Below are 22282 nucleotides of genomic sequence, written 5' to 3'. Positions count from 1 at the left end.
TTAGGGTAATATTTGCAATATGCTTTGTACATTCTACCTACCTTTGCGCATTAATCAGTGTTCATCAACACTGATAATTGAAGGATTGAGTATAATTTGAGTCATGCATTACGTATCTGCGGAATCTTTAGAAAAAAGCTATGGCATCCAGCCTTTGTTTTCCAATATCTCGTTTCACATTGAAGAAGGCGATAAAATTGCTCTTGTAGCCCGCAACGGAACCGGTAAGTCTACCTTACTAAAAATACTGGCAGGCAAGGAAACACCCGATAATGGAAAGCTATGGATTCATAAAGATGTAGATATCGTACTTTTCGAACAGGAGCCCGATTTAGACCCTGAAAAAACAATTGCAGACAATATTTTCTTTCATAACAGCCCGGTCATAGAGGCCATTAAAAAGTATGAATCGGCCAGTGAAAGTAATAATCCCGATCTCATAGCCGAAGCCCTTGTGGCTATGGATGAATTGCAGGCATGGGATTTTGAGGCAAAAGTGAAGCAGATTTTTGGCAAGCTCAACATTCATCAGCTCGACACCTTAGTGAAACATCTCAGTGGTGGACAAAAGAAGAGAGTGGCATTAGCCAAAACGCTTATTGATATCGGTTTTGAGCATAAACATATACTACTGATTATGGACGAGCCTACCAACCATCTGGATGTAGAGATGGTAGAATGGCTGGAACATTATCTTAATAAAGAAAATCTTACGCTTTTACTGGTTACGCACGACAGATATTTTCTCGATGCTGTATGCAACGAAATATGGGAAATGGATGGCGGCAATCTATATGTACATAAAGGAGATTATGAAAATTATCTAGAAAAAAAAGCACAGCGGATAGAAAACGAACAAGCCAGTATCGATAAGGCCAAAAACCTTTACCGCCGCGAATTGGAGTGGATGCGCCGACAACCCAAGGCTCGTACCACCAAGGCGCGCAGCAGAGAAGAGAACTTCTATAGCATTGAGAAGAAGGCGAAGCAAAAAATTGTAGATGAGCAGTTGCAATTACAAATGAAGATGAATCGCCTAGGAGGTAAGGTAGTAGAGATGAAAAAAGTGTATAAATCTTTCGGCGAGAAAAAAATATTGGCAGGCTTCGATTATACTTTTAAAAAAGGGGAGCGCGTGGGTGTTGTTGGTAAAAATGGTGTGGGGAAGTCTACATTTCTCAATATCCTGCAAGGCCTCACCCCTCCAGACAGTGGTAAAATCAACATCGGAGATACAGTTGTATTTGGCAATTACTCGCAGCATGGGCTGGAGCTAAAAAACGACATGCGGGTTATTGAATTTGTAAAAAGTATTGCAGAAAATTTTCCGCTAGCCAAAGGTGGTACTTTAAGTGCCGCACAATTTTTAGAGCTCTTTCTGTTTAATGCAGAAAAACAATATTCCTACATCAGTAAATTAAGTGGAGGTGAAAAACGCAGGCTGCATCTACTTTCAGTATTGTTTAAAAACCCTAATTTCTTAATACTGGACGAACCTACTAATGATCTTGACCTTCCTACGTTGGGTGTGCTGGAAAATTTTCTAATGGAATTCCCGGGGTGCCTGCTGATCGTAAGTCACGACCGCTACTTTATGGACCGCTTGGTAGACCATTTGTTGGTTTTTGAGGGGGATGGCGTCATCAGAGATTTTCCCGGCAACTACACCCAATACCGATTGGAAGAAGAGGTTAAAAAACAAGTTGCTAGTACCGTTCAGGCAACTTCAAAAACGGCTCAGCATGGCTCCCCTGCTTCTGAAAAGAGAAAGAAAGTATCCTTTAAGGATAAACGCGAGTTTGAACTATTGGGAAAAGAAATAGAAGCACTTACTCAGGAAAAAGATTCCATTACCGAACAACTCCATCAAGGCAACCTACCTTACGAGACATTGCAACAATTATCGGAAAGGATTGCAGAGATTACCTCCCTGTTAGACGAGAAGGAATTGCGCTGGTTGGAATTGAGCGAACTCATCGAAGGTTAATCCCTTGAAATCCTTATCAACACTGCCTTTCATGTGACAAAACAGTTTTGGAGACAAGAAAATTCGTCCTAATATGAATTTTAAAATTGAAAACATTTATATACATTTACCCGCAGACCCTATACGGATAAGATGATAACAGAATCTTCAAAATCAATCAATTACTTCCGTATAACTGTCGTTTTTGTTCATTGGGCTCTTTAAAATAACATGTTATGACAGGATGGTGCAGAACTGTAAATGAACAAGGTTTATAAACATTTCACAGCAATAAAAACCTGTACCGTAGAGAGGTATCAACATCCGAAGGCTGACGTTTCCCCTTCAGAAACTATCAGTAATAGGTTTTCACCTCAACATAATGTGGAAACAGTTAAGTCATATATTACATAGGTTATAAAACAATGAAAGAAACATTAGAAACAGATGTTGCACTGATTGGTGGCGGAATTATGACTGCCACACTAGGAATGCTTATCAACCAGTTTGCTTCCGACAAATCCATTCACATATTCGAACGATTGAACTATGTAGCCGGAGAAAGCTCAGATGCATGGAATAATGCAGGAACCGGCCATGCGGCATTATGCGAATTGAATTATACTCCGGAAGATGAGAATGGTGTAGTACGTACAGAAAAGGCACGTTCCATTATGGAACAATTCGAGGTTTCAAAACAGTTTTGGGCCTATCTTATCGAACAAGAAAAATTGGCTAACCCCAAAGATTTTATTCGCTCGGTTCCTCATATGAGCTTCGTAAGAGGTGAAAAAGATGTAGCCTATTTGAGGAAAAGATATGAGGCCCTTCAGGGGAGCGCTCTTTTCCAGCATATGGAATACACCGAAGATCCTGAAGTAATCAAGAAATGGGCCCCCTTAATCATGGAAGGGCGTGATCCCTCCGAAAAAATTGCAGCCACTTATTCTGCACTGGGTACCGACGTAAACTTTGGAGCCATTACGGGCGCGCTTATCCGTTCATTACAAAGCAGCGGTAAAGCGCATCTACATTTACAACATGAAGTAAGGAATCTCGAACAACAAAGAGATAAACGCTGGCGGCTCAGGGTAAAAGATCTGAATACCGGAAAAAAATTCAATGTAGTAGCCAAATTCGTGTTCATCGGGGCAGGAGGCGGATCTCTGGAATTGCTTCAAAAATCCGACATACCAGAAGGCAAGAAATACGGAGGTTTTCCTGTAGGTGGACAATGGCTCGTGTGCAAGAATCCCGATGTTAGTAACAAACACCACGCAAAAGTATACGGACAAGCCGAAGTGGGCGCACCTCCTATGAGCGTACCGCATTTGGATGCCCGTATGATCGATGGCAAAAAAGCCTTGCTGTTTGGACCTTTCGCCACTTTCTCTACAAAGTTTCTGAAAGAGGGGTCTTACTGGGATTTATTTGGCACCGTTAAGTATTGGAATATCTTTCCGCTCATCAAAGTGGGCATTAAAAATCTCGATTTGGAGAAATATCTCATTCGTCAATTAAGCCTCACTTTTGAAGAAAGAATAGAAGTACTGAAACGCTTCTATCCTGAAGCGAATCCGGCCGACTGGAAACTACAGCAAGCAGGTCAAAGAGTACAGGTCATTCATAATGATGAAAACAATGGTCCCTCTCTGCAGTTCGGAACCGAAATCGTAACTTCTGCCGATGGCACATTATCTGCACTACTGGGAGCATCCCCGGGAGCATCCACCGCGGTATCCATTATGCTGAGACTCCTGCAAAGATGTTTCCCCGATAGAGCAGAAGCCAATATGGAACGCTTGCTGAAGATCATTCCTTCCTTCGGTCAAAATCTGGAAGATAATCCTCAACTACTAGCTGAAGTAAGAGCCCGTACCAGTAAAGTACTGGAACTGGATGTCTAATAAAAAGTACCGCAGGTGTTACAGCCTGCGGTACATGATATATGCGTTGGTATACCCGTTTGTTTGGTGATTAAACGCCTCCGGAATTTCTCCTATAATTTCAAATCCGATTTTTTTCCAAAGGTTGACTGCATTGGTATTGCTGGCAACCACAATATTAAATTGCATCGCTCTGTATCCCAGTTTACGAGCTTCTTCTATAGAATACAATCCCATAGTTTTTCCTACGCCTAATCCTCGCGCCTCCGGAGCGGTCATGTAAGCTGCATTGGCAATATGTGAGCCTAGACCAGGGTGATTATCTTTAATGATAAAGGTACCTACAACTCGATCATCTATGGTGGCCACATAAGTATGTTTGTCCTTGCTACACCAGAATGCTAGCATGTCTTCTCTAGAGGATTTTGGATCAAATACATAAGTGTCGCCACTGGCAATTACTTTTCGAATAATATCCCATATGGCATCTTCATCTTCGGGACGGGACTTTCTAATCGCAATCATAATGTGGGTTTAAAGGTTAACAAAATAGCATGCTTGTTACTGCAAATGTGCAGATAACAATGACACAATTTCTTGCTGAATACTTAAGGATTTGTCTGCATTGTAATAGTTCTGCAGTGTAACAATCATTTCATCCAAGGAAGCTTTACGAGCTGCTAACGATAAATATAACTCCTGCCCTTGCTTAGGACGCGGTCCCCAATAAAACAGTTCATCTCCTTCTGCATTACGTACGATTAAGATGGGTATGGATCGAGAGCCGTTGGTCAAATATTTATCAATTTCGGAGCCGCTGTCACGCAACTGAAACCATAAGGTAATCTTATTATTTAATGTGCTCATTAGATAAATAATCGGTACAATGTGCGCAGCGTCGCCACACCAAGGTTCGGTAATCACTACCCACTGCTGAGGAGTATTAATTTGTTTGATTGCAGCAACAGTTTCTTGAGTTAAAGGATTAGCTTTCAACCAGCGCCTCTGACGCGCTTCATTCATTTTTGTGTAATGATGATAATCCGGTTTATCATATGGAGGTTGTGTATAATGTCCATTTACAATTTCTTGCATATAGTCCACATACTCCTTCCAGTTCAATGCACGCATAAACGATCTTCAATAATTTAGTTATAGTCTACTTTTATCTGCCAGTTCACTTGGTTTGACAAAAATTCAATCAGCTCATTGTTCATCTCAAACCCCTTTCCATTAGACAACAGCTCTATTTGCAAGCCATCTTCCTCATCAACAATGGAAAAAGTGAGTTTCGCCGAACCTCTGTGAACTCTAAGATTTTGATGCATGAATTGTATCATCTCATTTGTAACATCAGCGGCAGGCAGCTGAATCGTCAGGCCTTTGGTAAAATTTTTCTTCACACTTTCGGCCAGACAAATGGAGGAAATTTTAAAATCGAACTCTCCGTTAAATCTTTGTTTATAGTAACCCTGGATAAATACAATGTTATCGGGCTGTAGCAATTGAGCAAACTTGATATAATCCTCCGAAAACAGCATCAATTCAAGTTTCCCGCTATAATCCTCGATCACAAAACTACCGAACTTGCTTCCTGTTTTGGAGATACGATGTTGCGCGTCGCTCACCAATCCCATAACTCGAAAAACTTTGGAAGATTTTATTTCTTCCGGTTCTTTCAGTTTATATTCATTTACATGTGCAATGGGCGTAATACCGTAATACTCCATTTCAAATCGATAATCATCCAAGGGATGACCACTAATAAATACGCCTGTAACCTCCTTCTCTTTACCCAGCTGCACCACCAAAGGCCATGGGGAACAATCCGGAATTTTGGGCGGCTCAATTTCCATTGATGTGCCTAGGTCACCGAACAATGTATTGGTCTGCGTCTGTGCCTGGGTTTGACAAACCTGACCATACTTGATAATCTTCTCTAGTCCGTTGGTATTATCATTCGGCGGAGTAAAGAAATACTGTGCCCTGTGTACTTCTTTAAAGCAATCGAAAGCACCGGCATAGGCCAGGCTCTCCATGGTTTTTTTATTTACCGTACGAAGGTTGACACGTTTTACCAAATCAAATATGGAGGTATAGGGCCCTTTTTGCCGTTCTTCAATAATGCTTTCCACGGCAGCTTCTCCCACGCCCTTCAATCCACCGAGACCAAAACGAATTTCACCTTTTTTATTTACGGTAAACCCTTTTCTCGATTCGTTGATATCCGGTCCCAGCACTTTTAGTCCCATACGCTTACACTCTTCCATAAAGAAGGTAATTTTTTCTAACGATCCCGCATGGTTCAGTACAGCGGCCATGTATTCGCTAGGATAGTGTGCTTTCAGGTATGCTGTCTGATAAGCCACAAAAGCATAGCAGGTAGAGTGAGACTTGTTGAACGCATATTGCGCAAAAGCTTCCCAGTCGGACCAAATTTTTTCCAGTACGTCGATAGGATGCCCGTTCTTCACCGCACCATCGATGAACTGTTTCTTCATCTTATCCAGTACGGCTTTTTGTTTTTTACCCATCGCCTTACGCAGTACATCCGCATCACCCTTACTAAAGCCGGCCAGTTTCTGACTCAATAGCATCACCTGCTCTTGGTAAACGGTAATGCCATAGGTTTCTTTCAAATATTCTTCCATCTCCGGCAAGTCGTACACCACTTCTTCGCGGCCATGCTTACGATCGATATAGTTAGGAATATACGCCATAGGACCTGGACGATACAAGGCGTTCATGGCAATAAGGTCGTCGAAGCGGTCGGGCTTCAGCTCACGCAAGTATTTCTGCATACCGGCACTTTCGAACTGGAATGTACCGTTGGTTTCGCCTCTTTGATATAGTTTATAGGTTTTTTCATCATCCAGCGGAATAGCATCAATATTGATATCCACTCCGTGGTTCAATTTAATCATCTCCAGAGCATCTTTAATAATGGTAAGGGTTTTAAGCCCAAGGAAGTCCATCTTAATTACCCCGGCCTCTTCAATTACACTACCTTCAATCTGTGTTACCCAAAGATCAGAGTCCTTAGCTGTACTCACCGGCATCAACTCAGTAAGGTCTTTGGGCGCAATGATAATACCCGCAGCGTGGATACCTGTATTCCGTACAGAGCCTTCCAAAATTTCGGCTTCGTGTAGTACCCTTCCCTGCAGGGTATCGCTATTATATATTTCTCTGAGTTTTTTTACATTTTCTAGGTCGTCGGAGCCTAATCCTTCTTTTTCACTCAGCGATTTCTCGCCGTCTTTGGAAGTTAAGGGTGCATGTAATACACGTTTAAGACTGATACCCGGTTTTTCGGGAACCAGCTTCGCCAATGCATTCGATTCAGGCAAAGGCAAATCCATTACGCGCGCCACGTCCTTGATACTCATTTTAGCGGCCATGGTACCATAAGTAATGATTTGTGCCACCTGGTTTTTACCGTATTTCTGTACTACATAATCAATTACTTTCTGACGACCCTCATCATCAAAGTCGGTATCGATATCGGGCATGCTTTTACGGTCGGGGTTGAGGAAACGCTCAAACAGTAGATTATACTTTATCGGGTCGATATTAGTAATACCAATACAATAGGCTACTACAGAACCTGCTGCTGAACCCCGTCCTGGGCCTATAAACACCCCCTGCTCCCTACCGGCTTTGATGAAGTCACTTACGATAAGGAAGTAACCGGCAAAGCCCATGGTTTTGATGGTAAACAGTTCAAAGTCGATACGCTCCTTTACTTCGGGCGTTAAAGATCCATAGCGTTTCTGAGCGCCTTCATAAGTAAGATGTTTCAGATACTCCCATTGGTTCAGCGAATCGGCCGATACCACTCCCTTGTCCGTTTTTTCATCCTGTTTATGAATCTTAAATTCATCCGGTACAGGAAAGTTGGGGAGCAGAATGTTACGCTTCAAATCCAATAGCTCTACCTTATCCACAATAGCATTGGTATTATCAATAGCCTCAGGAATATCGTGAAAGAGTTCCGTCATTTCCTGTGTGGTCTTAAAATAGAACTGGTCATTTGCAAAAGCAAAGCGCATGTTTTTCATGTTCACCTCCTCATCTGAGAAATCTCCCCGATAAGCAGGTGTAGACTGCTTTTCACCAGTATTGATACACAGCAAAATATCATGCGCGTTAAAATCTTCCCGATCGACATAATGTGCATCATTGCTGGCAATAACGGGAACATTGTATTTAGCAGCAAACTTTAAGAGCACCTGATTTACTTTTTCTTGATCGGGAATATCGTGCCTTTGCAACTCTACATAATAGTCCTCTCCAAACAAATCCAGCCACCACTTAAATTCTTTTTCAGCTTCTGCCTCTCCTTTTCTCAAAATGGCCTGTGGTACTGATGCCCCTAGGCAGCATGTAGTAGCAATCAATCCTTCATGATATTGTAAAATCAGCTCCTTGTCGATACGAGGATATTTTCCGTACAAGCCTTCAATAAATCCGAGTGAGGTAAGTTTGGTTAAACTTTTATACCCCTGCTCGTTCTTTGCTAAGAATATCTGATGATATCTTTTATCCTTTTTATCCTTGGTAAAAATTTTTTCGTGCCTGTTTTCAACCAGATAAAACTCACATCCCACTACAGGTTTCACCTTGGGCTTTCCGTTATCGTCTAAATTTTTGTAAGCTTCTGCCACAAACTGGAAGACGCCGAACATATTACCGTGATCGCTGATAGCCAGTGCAGGCATACCGTCGGCAATAGCTTTTTTATACAGGTTGGAGATGGAAGCTGCTCCGTCCAGTAGTGAATATTGTGTATGTACGTGCAAATGCGAAAACTTCATTATAGATATTTTTTAGCGCTCTGCAATAATATCATTTTTTGAACCATTCGGGCGGTGATATCTTTTGGTTTTCCTCCGCTGCCGCCAAGTGTTATATATCAACAACAACTTTTGTTATTGAGGAACAGTTAAAAAAGGTATTAGTTCTCTCTGCTACAATTTTTTCTGGCCCATTCAACAAAATTTAATTTTTTTCAATGAAACTTAAAGCTCCTTTATCCATTTTTTAATACATTTATTTTTTCATAACAAAATATCAAAACGCTTGTCATGGATACCAGAAGAGATTTTATTAAAAAAGCCATGCTGCTTTCGGGAGCGGCCGGTGTTTCTGCCTTTATACCGGATTCGATTAAAGCAGCGCTTGCCATAGATCCCGCACCAGGAAGTACCTTTTTGGATGCGGAGCACATTGTAATACTAATGCAGGAAAACCGTGCCTTCGACCATAGCTACGGCACGCTGAGAGGTGTAAGAGGTTTTAACGACCCTCGTGCCATTACATTGCCCGATAATAATCCCGTTTGGTTTCAGACCGATGAACACGGCGATATTTATGCCCCATTCCGACTGGATATCAAAAACTCTAAAATTACTTGGATGGGAGATCTACCGCACTCACGCCATAGTCAGGTAGATGCTCATAATCAGGGGAAATATGATAAGTGGCTATTGGCCAAAAAATCGGGCAACAAAAAATATGCTTCCATACCCCTTACTATGGGATACTACACTCGGGAAGATATACCCTTTTATTATGCGCTGGCAGATGCCTTTACCATTTGTGACCAAAATTTCTGCTCGGCAATGACCAGCACCACGCCTAACCGCTCCTTTTTTTGGACAGGCAATATTATGAGTGAGGAAAACGGTCTGCAAAAAGCCAATATTCGAAATACCGATTACGGTCATGCGAAAATGCGCTGGAAGAGCTTTCCTGAACTGCTCACAGAAAACAATATCGATTGGAAATTCTATCAAAACGAAATTTCCTGTGGAGGCGGATTTAAAGGAGAAGAACGCTCCTGGCTGGCCAACTTCGGATGTAACTTACTAGAGTTTTTTGCGGCATATAATGTAAAATTTACCCCTCGATACATACAAAGCCTTATCAACCAAATAGAAACCCTTCCTGGGGAAATCAATGCCCTACAACAAGCAAGCCCTGGTGAAATGGATGAAGAAAAAAATAAGGCTGCCATACGCGACAAACAAAAAGCGCTGGATAATGCACGTGCAGAATTTGCCAAATGGAATAAAGAAAATTTTGAAAAACTCTCCGAAAAAGAAAAAGAACTATTCCGCAGAGCTTTTACCACTAATATCGGAGACCCCAATTATCGTAAACTCACCAAATTTAAATACATCGACAACGGTAAAGAACGTGAATTAGAAGTACCAGCCGGAGACATCTTTTATCAGTTCCGTAAAGATGTAAAAGAAGGCAAACTACCCACCGTATCTTGGCTAGCTGGTCCCCAGAAGTTTTCCGATCATCCCAGTGCCCCCTGGTACGGAGCCTGGTATATTTCGGAAATATTAGATATTCTCACCCAAAATCCCGAGGTATGGCGTAAAACCATTTTCATCATCACTTACGATGAAAACGACGGATACTACGATCATATACCGCCTTTCTCTATTTCAGACAACAAAGTGCCGGGTACAGGAAAATGTGCTCCAGAAATAGACACCGAAATAGAACATGTGCGCTTTGAGAACGAAGTAAAACAAGGTATTCCACCCGGCCAAGCACGGGAAGCCCCTGTGGGACTAGGTTTTAGAGTGCCGATGATCATTGCATCCCCTTGGACACGCGGTGGAAAAGTAAACTCTCAATTATTCGAGCACACCTCCACTTTGCAATTCCTAGAATACTTCTGCAGTAAAAAATTCAAAAAAAATATCCGGTTTGAAGGTATCAACCCATGGCGGAGAGCTATCAGCGGCGATCTTACCTCCGTTTTCAGTGCCTATAAGGAAAATGATAAAAAGGTAGATTTTGTGGACCGCGATGAATTTATTAAAACCATCTATAACGCAAAATTCACTCCCGAACCGGCCGGATTTAAAAAAACCAATAAATCCGATCTAGAAAAAGGAAATTATTCCGCCTGGTTGCCCAAGCAAGAAGCCGGTACCAAACGGGCTTGCCCCATTCCTTATGAGCTCTACGTGAATGGCCGCTTGAGCAAGGATAAAAAAACATTCTCGATTAATTTTGAAGCCTCCAAAAAATATTTCGGAGAACGTGCTGCCGGATCTCCGTTCCGGGTTTATGCAATGGGCAAACACAAAGCATTGGCGAATCCCCAAGAATATGAAGTAAACCGTTCTTGGAATTATACGGTGGCGGCAGGTTATAAATTGGAAGACAGTTGGAAACTGGAAGATTTTGCAACCGGTGCTTATCATTTGCGAGTGTACGGCCCCAATGGCTTCTATCGCGAATTCATTGGTGATGCTCAGGATCCCCAGATTACCATCCACTGTGGCTACCAACATCAACGCCGTCTTACAGGTAATGTAGAGTTATCTATTTCCAATGAAGGCACCACAGAACAGGTGGTAGAAATTATTGATAATGCCTATGGCAATGCGCCTATTGTACAAAAAGTGGCCGCCGGAAAAACCGTCAACATTATTCTCAATCTTACCAAATCTCATAGCTGGTACGATTTTACCGTAAAATCGAGAAATAAGATGCAACAGCGTTTTGCGGGGCATGTGGAAACCGGCGAAGAAAGCATAACGGATCCTTATATGGGAAAACAAGTATAAAGGGCAGATGTACTGCCCTTTATACTTTTTAAATAAACTAGCACATATTAGATAAAAATTAAAAAAAATAAATTTTATTAAATAAAATAAAAAAATTAAGCCTTTCGCAATATTATAAGCAAGTCAACGTTTATAGTAACCGTACAACGGAAATGCGTTTTATTACGAGGACTTGATACAAAGGATTGACTTTTATGCTAAGAATAATGATAGGAGGGCTGGTTGTCACGTTGTTTATGACCAGTTGCTCAATGCCCTTACAACTACATACTAAATTTATAAATAAGAAAGCAATTAATACTCCTGCAGACGAGGATGCACTTCTGAGCCAACAGCAGGAGGCTTTTTCGGCATATAGTCAGAGTTCTTATCGTAAAAATGTACTGCATACAGAACAATCGTATGAAGAAACCTTGGAAGTAGAACTCCCAAAAGCCAATCCCACAGCAACATTAAACACGCTGACAATTCCTACAGAGATCCAACTCAAATACGCTTCGTTGTTGAATATTTTGCCCCACACTCTTACCAATATCAGGTTGTTGGAAGTAATTGACGATTGGTACGGCACCCGTTACCGATACGGAGGCACTACCAAAAGCGGTATTGATTGCAGTGCATTTGTAAGAGAAGTATATAAAAGCGTATTCAATATCGAACTTCCCCGCACAGCCCGTGAACAATATAGAACCGCTAATCCCATTAGAACTTCTGAACTAAAAGAAGGCGATTTGCTATTTTTTAACACAACGGGAGGCATCTCTCACGTAGGAATGTATCTATCCAATAACAAATTTGTTCATGCGTCCAGAGGACGGGGTGTTATTGTAAGTGATCTGGACGAATCTTATTATGCTGCACGTTATCTGGGAGCAAGAAGAATACAGACCGATAGCAGCTATTATGCAGCCAACTAACTTTAAAACTTATCAATCCAATTAACCATTCCAAAAATTCCGGTATATCCCGGAATTTTTTTTGTGCAATATGAGAGTATACTAACTTTACCATCATTATACAATGCGATATCCTAACCTATTTAGTTAAAATAACATTAGGAGGAAACCACATTGTACTTTGCTAATGAAATGATCTTTTCCGAATAATCGTAGTATAAAATATTTCAAATTATTCTTTTCTATTGTATTTTTATCTTTAACTACATAGTACTTTATGAAAAAAGCGCTGGCAATACTAACTGTATGTTTTTACACACTTACAGTTGCCGCCCAGGAAAAATGGGATTTAAGACGATGTGTTGAGTATGCTTTAGAAAACAATATCTCCATAAAACAAGCCGATATACAAGCCCGTTTCGATAAGCTTACTCACGATCAAAGCGTATTGGCTCAATATCCTAGTTTAAGTAGCCAGCATAGTACAGGGTTTCAATTTGGTCGCTCCATCGACCCCACATCCAACCAGTTTACCAATAACCAAATCTTTTTTGCCAATCATAGTGTGGATCTGGGATGGGACTTATTCAACTGGTTCAGAAAAAGGAATACTGCCGAGTCTAATAAATATTTAGCACAGGCCAGTGAAGCAAGACTTGAAAAAGCTCGCAACGACATAGCACTAAATGTTGCTAATGCCTATCTGGCAGCACTGCTGAACAAAGAACAAGTCAATATCAGTAAAGTACAATTAAGCCAAAGTAGAGAACAACTGGAGCTCATCAATAAACAAGTAAAAGCCGGCGCCTTACCTGAATTAAATCTGGCCGAGGCCGAAACACAATATGCAACGGACAGTTCCAATCTCATCACAGCACAAACCAATTATACCCTGTCTTTGTTACAGCTCAAAGCTTTACTGAATTTAGACGCTGCAATGCCGTTTGACATTGCAGAACCGCCCGTGGATGCCATCCCGGTAGAGCCCCTTTCAGAATTAGATCCTGAAGTGGTATATCAATCTGCATTGGAGAACCTCCCCCAGCAGAAAGCAAATGAACTTACACTGAAAGCTCTGGAAAAAAATGCACAAGCAGCAAAAGCTGCCATGTATCCTTCGCTAATGTTATTTGGAGGACTTAATGCACGTTATGCGAATGCTCAGAAATTGTTACCGCAAGGACTGGAAGTAGTAAACACTCCCATTGGTACTGTAGAGGTGAATGGTGTAGCCTATACCGTTACTGCTCCCATTACCCAACCCACCAGTTACGAACGAAACACCTATTTTCGACAACTGAAAAACAACTTTAATCAGAACATTGGTATTGGGGTTAGCATACCTATATTCAATGGTGGAATGGCTCGAATCAACTGGCAAAAGGCCAAACTGAATGTAGAGAATCAGTCGTTGCAGAAAGAGCAGGAAACCCAAACCCTTAAACAAGATATTTATCAGGCACACACCAATGCCGTAGCAGCCATTGAAAAGTTCAATGCCTCGCGTACGGCAGTGCAGGCAGCACAGAAAGCTTACGATTATGCACGAAAAAGATTTGAAGTGGGTTTACTGCAACCTATCGACCTTATCACCACACAAAACAATCTATATCGTGCCAAGATCAACATGGTTTCAGCTCAATACGATTATGTATTTAAGATGAAACTACTTGAATTTTATAAAGGCAAAGGATTAAAACTAGAATCAGATACATCAAATTTTTAAACACCCAAATAATTATCACACGTGAGTAAACGTTGGCAGAAAATATTAATCATCGGAGCAGCTGTACTAGCAGCTATTTTCCTATTTGCCGGAAATTTTGGAAGCAATCGTAAACTCATCAACATTACGGCAGAGGAAGCAACAGTACGATCCATCACCGAAACCGTAACTGCAAGTGGGCAGGTGTATCCCGAAGTTGAGGTAAAAATAAGTCCGGATATCAGCGGTGAGATTATTGAATTGAACGTAGAAGAAGGTGATAGTGTAACAAGAGGGCAAATCCTGGCACGCATATATGCCGATGTATATGCGTTACAGAGAGACGAAGCGGCAGCAAGAGTTAGCCAGTCTATGGCCACTGTAGCCAATAGTAAAGCCGCATTAGGTGCTTTAAAGGCCAATCTAGAACAGGCAGAACTTCAGTACAAACGCAACAAACAGTTATACGACGATAAAGTAATCTCCAAAGCCGAGTTCGAGCAGCACGAAACCAATCTAGCTACAGCCAAAGCTAATTACGAAGCTGCACTGGAAAACATCCGCAGCCTAGAAGCTAGTGTACGCTCTTCCCAAACCGGCCTTACATCGGCCGATAAAACGCTGAGCCGTGCTACCATTGTTGCGCCCACAAGCGGTATTGTATCTTCTTTAAAGGTAAAGAAAGGTGAAAGAGTAGTAGGTACAGCCCAGATGGCCGGTACCGAAATGATGACCATTGCCGATATGAATACCATTGAGGTAAGAGTAGATGTGGGTGAAAACGATATTGTAAAGGTAAATATTGGCGATGTAGCCGATGTGGAAATTGATGCTTATAATGATAGAAAATTTAAAGGTGTGGTTACTAAAATTGCCAGTAGTGTGAAGTCTGCTTTGGCAGGAACAACCACAACGAACGATGTAACCAATTATGAAGTACGAATACGTTTGGATAAATCATCGTACCAGGATCTGTTGGATGCATCCAAAGGTAAAAAGTTTCCCTTCCTGCCGGGAATGAATGCAAGAGTTGAAATCAAAACCAAACAAAAAGATAATGTAGTGTCTGTACCTATTGCAGCAGTAAATGCACGCATTAAAGGCAGTGATAAAAGCGTGGCTGAATCCCAAAAAGAAAAAGCTGATAATAGCGATGCCGAAGAAAACAGCTCTGAAAATGATTTGGAAGAAGTAGTGTTTATCGTAACCAAAGATAATGTCGTAAAAAAACAGATTGTCAAAACCGGTATTCAGGATATTAATTATATAGAAGTTACGCAAGGACTAAAAGCCGGAGATCTTGTGGCTACAGGACCTTATAGCGTTGTTAGCCAAACCCTCAAGGATGGGGATAAAGTAAAAGTAGTTCCAAAAGAAAAACTTTTCGATAAAAAATAAATGTATTTGGTAATGCGTCAATATATAGTAGTAATTCTGTCATTATTATTTACCATCAACAGTGCATATGCACAAAATAAGGAGCAACCTAAAGCCATCCTCAACCATCAGGCTTTATATGTGACCGATTTAAAAAAGTCGGCTGAGTTTTATAAAAATATTATTGGCCTGGAAGAAATAGAAGAGCCGTTTAAAATAGGACGACATGTATGGTTAAAAACAGGGCCCCATACATCGCTGCATCTGATTGCTGGGGCAGAAAACAAAAAGGAATATTTCAAAAATCATCATGTATGCTTTAGTGTACCCTCTCTCGAAAACTTTATCAAACTTTTAAAGAAACACCAAATTACCTGGGAAGATGCCGCCGGTAATAAAAGCGGTATTACCAAAAGGCCTGATGGGGTACAACAAATATGGATTCAAGATCCGGATGGCTATTGGCTCGAAATTAACAACGATCAGCAAGGATTTGAATAGCGGCGAGATATCATTTATCCCACTGCTTTCAAATAATATTCGAAAGAGAAATCATCGCCCAGTTGTTCTGCGGCCTCCTCAAAAAGTTGAATCAACCTATCGAAGGTTTCCAGCTGATTCATGGACATATTGATAAACTTAACCTCAATCGGCAAGGCGATATCGCCGGTAATACAGTCCCATAACGCATCCAGATTATTTCCGAAATGAGAAGGCAGTTCCAGCTGACTTTGAGCCATTTTATAAAAATCACTTAGGGTACCGATACGTTCAAAATCGAATGCTACCTTCTTCATCTTTTTTCAAAATTTTTGTAGTGATCGTAAGTAACATATATCAACCCATCGTTGGAGTATAATAAACGATGCGCATTTCTTCTGCCACAACGATAATTCAAATCGGCTTCATACCAAACTCGCTTGGCAGCCTTGGGCAGTTGGCCTTCCCTATTGGCAAATACATCGCCGCCTATAGCCTTACCAGGCAACACTTCGCACAAATTTCCTTCCGATGCTATCCAACCCCGCTTCCGGGCCTCACTTTTGGTAACATAATAATCCGGCAATTTTTTATGCATGCGCACATAGGGCACTACCACATCCTCTCTCGTTAACTCATCAATAGCTATCGTATCCGTTATTGGATCGCTAATAGCTCCACCATAAGGTAAGACCCCATCATGGCCTTTTTTCAAAAAAGCATACAAAGCCAGAAATACCAGAAAAAGGGTCGAAAATGTTACCCATCTATTACGCATCATGATACAAACTTACTTAATAAATTCCCTTTAGCTGGGCTGGGTTGCTTAAATTTGTTACAAGTATTTAACACTAACAATCCTATCATATGATCAACAACGTTGCTGTCATAGGGGCTGGCACTATGGGAAACGGTATTGCGCATGTTTTTGCTCAACACAATTTTCATGTAACACTTATTGACATCTCCTCTCAACAGCTAGAAAAGGCTCTGGCCACTATTTCAAAAAATTTGGACCGACAGATAACTAAAGGGCAGATTACGGAGGCAGAGAAACAATCCGCCTTACAAAACATTGTAATAAGTACCGATATTGATCAAGGCGTGGCAGCAGCGCATCTCGTAGTGGAAGCCGCTACAGAAAATGAAAACCTGAAGCTGCAAATATTTAGGCAAATAGATGCTATAGCGCCGCAGGACTGCATATTAGCTACCAATACATCGTCCATATCCATTACCAAAATTGCCGCAGCCACCCAACGGCCGCAACAGGTGATCGGCATGCACTTTATGAACCCCGTACCGGTGATGAAACTGGTGGAGGTTATCAATGGGTATCACACCAGCAGTTATGTTACAGGCACCATTGTGGAACTAAGCAAGCAGCTAGGTAAAATTCCGGCTCTGGCCAATGATTATCCTGGCTTTGTTGCCAATCGTATTTTAATGCCGATGATTAACGAAGCCATTTATACACTTCAGGAAGGTGTAGCTGATGTAGAAGCTATTGATACGATTATGAAACTAGGCATGGCACACCCGATGGGACCTTTACAGCTGGCCGATTTTATCGGACTAGATGTATGTTTATCTATTATGAAAGTACTGCACGAAGGCTTCGGAGATCCCAAATATGCCCCTTGCCCACTATTAGTCAACATGGTGCACGCGGGACGGCTAGGTGTAAAAACAGGCGAAGGCTTTTATGTATACACACCCGGCAGTAAGGAACTAGTGGTGAGTGAGAAATTCAGGAAGTGAGTGGATTTCCTGCAACTGGCCATCTTTTTTCTGCCATCCATAATTATAATTACCGTTGGTTAATATTAAATATTCTGCCGGCATGGCAATATTATAACGGAGTACCTGGTGCAGTACATTTTGCGTAATTGGTACATCGGGGCCCTTACATTCTATGAGCATCCAAGGTTTGTGTTGTGTATCGTACACAAGAATATCAAACCGCTTTTTCAGTTCTCCTACAACAATTTCTTTTTCCAGCGCAATGAGTGTTTTGGGATATTTCATTACCTGCAATAAATACTGAACGAAATTCTGACGCACCCATTCTTCATCCTGCAATAACAGCCATTTGCGCCGGATATGGTCAAATATATACGGTTGATCGCCTCTAATTTCTATTTTAAAATCGGGTTGAGGATATTTAATAAAAATCATTAGTCCAAAAATAAATATTAATTTAGCGAAAGTGTTTCTTATGAAGACTAAACAAGAAATTGTACAAAATTGGTTACCGCGCTACACCGGTGAAAAGTTAGAAAATTTCGGGAAATACGTTCTACTCACCAATTTCAGCAACTACGTAAACATGTTTGCCGCTTGGAACAAGGTGGAAGTAGTGGGTAGAGACCGACCTATGCAATGCGCCACTGCGGACAACATTACCATTATTAACTTTGGTATGGGTAGTCCCACCGCAGCCACTATTATGGACCTCCTCACTGCCGTAAAGCCTGAAGCAGTACTATTCTTAGGCAAATGTGGCGGTTTAAAAAAACGTAACAAAGTAGGTGACCTAATATTACCTATTGCTGCCATACGAGGAGAGGGAACGTCAAACGATTATTTTCCGCCCGAAGTACCGGCATTACCCGCATTCGCCTTGCAAAAAGCCGTTAGTACCTCGATTCGAGAAGCCCAGACCGATTACTGGACAGGCACCGTATATAGTACCAACCGCAGAGTATGGGAACATGACGAAAAGTTTAAGGAATACTTGAAGAAAATACGCGCCTACGCCATCGATATGGAAACCGCCACTATCTTTTCAGTAGGATTCTACAACAAGATACCCACAGGTGCGCTACTATTGGTAAGTGATTCACCTATGATTCCGGAAGGAGTAAAAACCGAAGATAGCGACCGAAAGGTAACCGAAAACTTCGTAGAGCTTCATCTTAAAATTGGCATCAACTCCTTAAAACAACTTATTGAAAACCGTCAGACAATAAGACACCTGAAGTTCTAAATAAACAGCCCTAAGAATAGTTGTTTATACATGCATGTTGCGATAATGCCGTTGCAAACGTTATCAGAAATAATAACTCTTTTCTCATTTGTAAAGAGAATATGAGCATATTTGGCTTATCTTCACTATTGAAATAAGCCCACCCCCAATGAAAGGGATAATATAATAACAATTTAAATGGGTATTTATGAAACAATGCATCGCATTTTTGTTCATTGCAACAGCCGTAACCTTGACCGCCTGTCATAAAAGTGTGTCAGTCAGTCAGCAGCATAAGTTGAAAGCACGTTTTGAAATAGCAGGCTTATGTTCTAACTATACATTTAGTCTAACTGAAGGTAATCTGGATACATCTTTGGTAGTAGGATCGTGGACTAATCCTTCAACAGATAAAACATATAAAAACGCTTTTGGTGTAAGCAATCCTTGCTCATTGCCCTCTAATCTCAAAGAAGGCGATGAATTTTACTTTGAGATAGTTCCCGAAAGGCAAAGTAATTGCGCCGTGTGTATGGCCTATTATCCAACTCCCCCTAAAAAGCTTAATATCAAAGTACTGGAAGTAGTAAAAAAATAATGTCGTATCCTTTATTATCCATAGAAAATCTCACCGTCAATTTTATAAACGATGGCGCTGTACATCAGGCCATAAAAAACATATCATTCACAGTTAATAAAGGCGAAATCGTTGCACTTGTAGGAGAAAGTGGTTCGGGTAAATCGGTCACCTCACTTTCCATCCTACAATTACTTCCCGAAAGTACTTCCCAGCTGGCTAGTGGAAGAATTTTGTTTAGTGAAGACGGTAATACAGTAAAGGATATTACAAAAATTAGCAAACAAGAACTGCAGCAGATACGGGGCAATACCATCTCGATGATTTTTCAGGAGCCTATGACCTCGCTGAATCCTGTATTCACTTGCGGAGCGCAAGTATCTGAAGCATTATTACTGCATAAAAAAATATCTAAAAAAGAAGCCCGACTACAGGCCATATCCTGGTTTGAAAAAGTAAAGTTACCTAATCCCGAGGCCATTTACGATCGCTATCCGCATCAGTTAAGTGGTGGACAGAAGCAAAGAGTCATGATTGCCATGGCTATGTGCTGTAGACCATCTCTACTCATATGCGATGAACCTACTACAGCACTAGATGTAACCGTTCAAAAAAGCGTATTGGAACTCATCAAAGAGCTACAGCAGGAAACGGGGATGGGTGTCATCTTTATCACTCACGACTTAGGCGTAGTAGCTCAAATAGCCGACAGAGCCGTAGTAATGTATAAAGGGGATATTATCGAACAGGGGTCAGTTAAAGATATATTTACCAACGCCCAACAGCCTTACACCAAGGCCCTGATAGCCTGCCGCCCCGACAATCATAAACGCGGAGAAAGATTGCCAGTGGTGAGTGATTTTTTACATAATGATTCTTTTTTGACTACGTCCCCTCCTCCATCCCTCCACCGCACCACTACTGCCAGTTCTGGTCAGGTGCTCATCAAAGTGAAAAATCTTTCCGTTCACTATCCTAATAAAAAAAATTGGTTAGGACAACCGATGTCTTATGTAAAAGCGGTGGACAATATCAGCTTTGAGGTATACGAAAACGAAACCTTAGGCATTGTTGGGGAAAGCGGTTGTGGCAAAACAACTTTAGGAAGAACACTACTGCAATTAATTCCTGCCACGGAAGGAAATATATTGTACAAAGAACAAAACCTTCGAACATATTCTCCCAAACAATTAAGAGCCTTAAGACAACATCTACAGATTGTATTTCAGGATCCCTACTCCTCTCTAAATCCACGTAAAAAAATAGGGCATGCCATCGAAGAACCGCTGGCTGTACACGGAATTATTAAAGATCCTACAGCAAGAAAACAAAGGGTAATTGAACTATTACAAAAAGTAGGATTACAGCCCGAGCACTATGACCGCTATCCACATGAGTTCAGTGGTGGGCAAAGACAACGCATTGTCATCGCTCGTGCCTTGGCATTACAGCCTTCTTTTATCATCTGTGATGAATCCGTATCTGCATTAGATGTTAGCGTGCAGGCTCAAGTGCTCAATCTACTTAACGACCTTAAGAAAGAATTCGGCTTTACTATTGTTTTTATTAGTCATGATCTGGGCGTGGTACGTTATTTTAGTGACCGCATTATTGTGATGAATAAAGGGAAAATAGAGGAAATGGGGCCTGCTGATGAAATTTATGAACACCCTCAATCCGCTTACACTCAAAAGCTCATTGATGCAATTCCCCATGTAGCAGTGTAGCAACTCTTTTTGCAAAAACACGGAATTAATAATGGATTTTATACTGTTCTAAGTTAAAGTTGGGGCTGGTGATAATTTCTTGCTTATCGGTAATAACGATGGCTTTATAATCAGGAAACTTTTTCAGCATCCTTAGTCCTTTCTTCACACCTAACACCATTATCGAAGTACTGAAGGCATTAGCCTGTTCAGCACTGGGGCCTAATACCGTCACACTAGTCAGCCCCGATACGGGGTATCCGGTCGCCGGATTGATAATATGGGCATATCGTTTGCCATTAATGATGGCATACTTCTCATAGTTGCCCGAGGTTGTTGCAGCACCTTCCCAGCTAATGGCAGCTATAAGCTTATTATTACTAAAAGGATCGTTGACCCCAATCTTCCAGGGAGTTCCATCGGGGCGTGTACCCCAGGTCAGCACATCTCCTGTAGCATTTACAATGCCTGCCGTTATCCCTTTTTGCAACATCAGTTCCCTACACTTATCAGCCGCATATCCTTCACCCAATGCCCCAAAGCCGATTTTCATACCCTTTCTTTTCAGAAAAATCGTACTGCTATCCCTGTCAATAATGATATTCTTATATCCCACATTAGCTCTGGCTTTTTTCACCACCTTTTTGGAAGGCATTTTCATCTCGCTGCCGTCAAACTTCCAGATCTTTTCCATCGCGGCAAAACTGATATCAAAAGCTCCATTTGTTAACCGCGACATAGAAATAGCGTGCTCAGTAAGTTCCAGCACTTCTCGATCCACCTTCACAGGGCGGATACCCGCCTGTTGATTCACTTTTGAAATCTGGGTTTCGGGCTTCCAGTCCGATATTAGATATTCGATACGCGAAATTTCCGCTATAACTGTATCGATATATCGCTCGGCAGTAAGTGAGTCTCCTGCAACAATAGTAATAATGAACTTTCCCCCCATTAGATAGGCGTCGCGGGTGCGCTGCACTTGGGCATTAGCATAAAAATGTAGAAGAGATAAGAACAGTAATAATACCCCTTTTTGGACCTTCATCAAAAACCATCAATTTTAGATTCCTCGAAATACTCTCCTCTGCAGATTACCCACTCGCACCTATTCTTACCCCCGAGA

The 22282-nt window shown here is 41.4% G+C and carries 18 protein-coding genes; 11 read left to right on the top strand and 7 right to left on the bottom strand.

The features are described 5' to 3' along the window. Positions 1-103 precede the first annotated feature (103 nt). Both PIECOFPK_RS05770 and mqo read left to right on the top strand, forming a co-directional pair. The gene (locus tag PIECOFPK_RS05770) at positions 104-1987 is read left to right on the top strand and encodes an ABC-F family ATP-binding cassette domain-containing protein (protein ID WP_409966712.1); all 1884 of its coding nucleotides are present in this window, start codon (positions 104-106) and stop codon (positions 1985-1987) included. A 404-nt stretch (positions 1988-2391) separates the two neighbouring features. Beyond that, positions 2392-3873, top strand: a complete 1482-nt coding sequence (gene mqo / locus PIECOFPK_RS05765) for a malate dehydrogenase (quinone) (protein WP_330973465.1) — start codon at positions 2392-2394, stop codon at positions 3871-3873. Between the two features lie 18 nt (positions 3874-3891). Here the strand turns inward: mqo and PIECOFPK_RS05760 are convergent, their stop codons facing one another. From PIECOFPK_RS05760 to dnaE, 3 genes are read right to left on the bottom strand one after another with little or no spacing between them, the layout of a single operon-like run. Next, positions 3892-4377 (bottom strand): GNAT family N-acetyltransferase, encoded by a 486-nt coding sequence (locus PIECOFPK_RS05760; RefSeq protein ID WP_330973464.1) that lies wholly within the window; start codon positions 4375-4377, stop codon positions 3892-3894. A gap of 36 nt (positions 4378-4413) precedes the next feature. Beyond that, positions 4414-4983, bottom strand: coding sequence for a thioredoxin family protein (locus tag PIECOFPK_RS05755; RefSeq protein ID WP_330973463.1), 570 nt, complete (start codon positions 4981-4983; stop codon positions 4414-4416). 17 nt (positions 4984-5000) lie between these two features. Further along, complete coding sequence (gene dnaE / locus PIECOFPK_RS05750; RefSeq protein WP_409966711.1) at positions 5001-8669, bottom strand: DNA polymerase III subunit alpha; 3669 nt, start codon at positions 8667-8669, stop codon at positions 5001-5003. Between the two features lie 270 nt (positions 8670-8939). Here dnaE and PIECOFPK_RS05745 point away from each other — a divergent pair, with 270 nt between their 5' ends. The 5 genes from PIECOFPK_RS05745 (at position 8940) to PIECOFPK_RS05725 (ending at position 15929) form a co-directional block, all read left to right on the top strand. Beyond that, positions 8940-11450, top strand: coding sequence for a phosphocholine-specific phospholipase C (locus tag PIECOFPK_RS05745; protein ID WP_409966710.1), 2511 nt, complete (start codon positions 8940-8942; stop codon positions 11448-11450). Positions 11451-11644: 194 nt separating this feature from the next. Then, a complete protein-coding gene (locus PIECOFPK_RS05740) occupies positions 11645-12367 on the top strand; it encodes a C40 family peptidase (RefSeq protein WP_409966709.1) in 723 nt (240 codons plus the stop codon). Positions 12368-12623: 256 nt separating this feature from the next. After that, positions 12624-14072 carry a TolC family protein gene (locus PIECOFPK_RS05735; RefSeq protein WP_330973459.1) on the top strand — a complete coding sequence of 483 codons (1449 nt, stop codon included), beginning with the start codon at positions 12624-12626 and terminating at the stop codon, positions 14070-14072. A gap of 21 nt (positions 14073-14093) precedes the next feature. Further along, complete coding sequence (locus PIECOFPK_RS05730; protein WP_330973458.1) at positions 14094-15449, top strand: efflux RND transporter periplasmic adaptor subunit; 1356 nt, start codon at positions 14094-14096, stop codon at positions 15447-15449. A gap of 12 nt (positions 15450-15461) precedes the next feature. Further along, positions 15462-15929 carry a VOC family protein gene (locus tag PIECOFPK_RS05725; protein WP_330973457.1) on the top strand — a complete coding sequence of 156 codons (468 nt, stop codon included), beginning with the start codon at positions 15462-15464 and terminating at the stop codon, positions 15927-15929. Positions 15930-15943: 14 nt separating this feature from the next. On the opposite strand, the gene PIECOFPK_RS05720 is transcribed toward PIECOFPK_RS05725, so the two are convergent. Beyond that, positions 15944-16225 (bottom strand): barstar family protein, encoded by a 282-nt coding sequence (locus PIECOFPK_RS05720; protein WP_330973456.1) that lies wholly within the window; start codon positions 16223-16225, stop codon positions 15944-15946. Further along, on the bottom strand, positions 16222-16689 hold the full coding sequence (locus PIECOFPK_RS05715; RefSeq protein WP_409966708.1) for a ribonuclease domain-containing protein: 468 nt from the start codon (positions 16687-16689) through the stop codon (positions 16222-16224). Before PIECOFPK_RS05715 ends, PIECOFPK_RS05720 begins: the two co-directional genes overlap by 4 nt. A gap of 86 nt (positions 16690-16775) precedes the next feature. Between PIECOFPK_RS05715 and PIECOFPK_RS05710 the strand changes: the two genes are divergently transcribed. Beyond that, positions 16776-17669 carry a 3-hydroxyacyl-CoA dehydrogenase family protein gene (locus PIECOFPK_RS05710; RefSeq protein ID WP_409966707.1) on the top strand — a complete coding sequence of 298 codons (894 nt, stop codon included), beginning with the start codon at positions 16776-16778 and terminating at the stop codon, positions 17667-17669. Here PIECOFPK_RS05710 and PIECOFPK_RS05705 read toward each other — a convergent pair. Further along, complete coding sequence (locus PIECOFPK_RS05705; RefSeq protein WP_409966706.1) at positions 17640-18086, bottom strand: type I restriction enzyme HsdR N-terminal domain-containing protein; 447 nt, start codon at positions 18084-18086, stop codon at positions 17640-17642. The two genes, PIECOFPK_RS05710 and PIECOFPK_RS05705, sit on opposite strands and share 30 nt — an antisense overlap. Before the next feature lie 40 nt (positions 18087-18126). Between PIECOFPK_RS05705 and PIECOFPK_RS05700 the strand changes: the two genes are divergently transcribed. From PIECOFPK_RS05700 to PIECOFPK_RS05690, 3 genes are all read left to right on the top strand, one after another. After that, on the top strand, positions 18127-18897 hold the full coding sequence (locus tag PIECOFPK_RS05700) for an AMP nucleosidase (protein ID WP_330973452.1): 771 nt from the start codon (positions 18127-18129) through the stop codon (positions 18895-18897). Positions 18898-19084: 187 nt separating this feature from the next. After that, positions 19085-19474: a hypothetical protein gene (locus PIECOFPK_RS05695; RefSeq protein ID WP_409966705.1), complete on the top strand. Its 390-nt coding sequence runs from the start codon at positions 19085-19087 to the stop codon at positions 19472-19474. Beyond that, on the top strand, positions 19474-21180 hold the full coding sequence (locus tag PIECOFPK_RS05690; protein WP_409966704.1) for an ABC transporter ATP-binding protein: 1707 nt from the start codon (positions 19474-19476) through the stop codon (positions 21178-21180). The genes PIECOFPK_RS05695 and PIECOFPK_RS05690 overlap by 1 nt, the downstream gene beginning before the upstream one ends. Before the next feature lie 25 nt (positions 21181-21205). On the opposite strand, the gene PIECOFPK_RS05685 is transcribed toward PIECOFPK_RS05690, so the two are convergent. Then, positions 21206-22204 (bottom strand): FAD:protein FMN transferase, encoded by a 999-nt coding sequence (locus tag PIECOFPK_RS05685; RefSeq protein ID WP_409966703.1) that lies wholly within the window; start codon positions 22202-22204, stop codon positions 21206-21208. Positions 22205-22282 lie beyond the last annotated feature (78 nt).

The organism is Chitinophagaceae bacterium C216, from assembly GCA_028485475.2.
Taxonomy (GTDB): Bacteria; Bacteroidota; Bacteroidia; order Chitinophagales; family Chitinophagaceae; genus Niabella; species Niabella composti.
The sequence above is the reverse complement of the archived record's forward strand: the minus strand, read 5'-3'. Positions and strand labels throughout refer to the sequence as shown.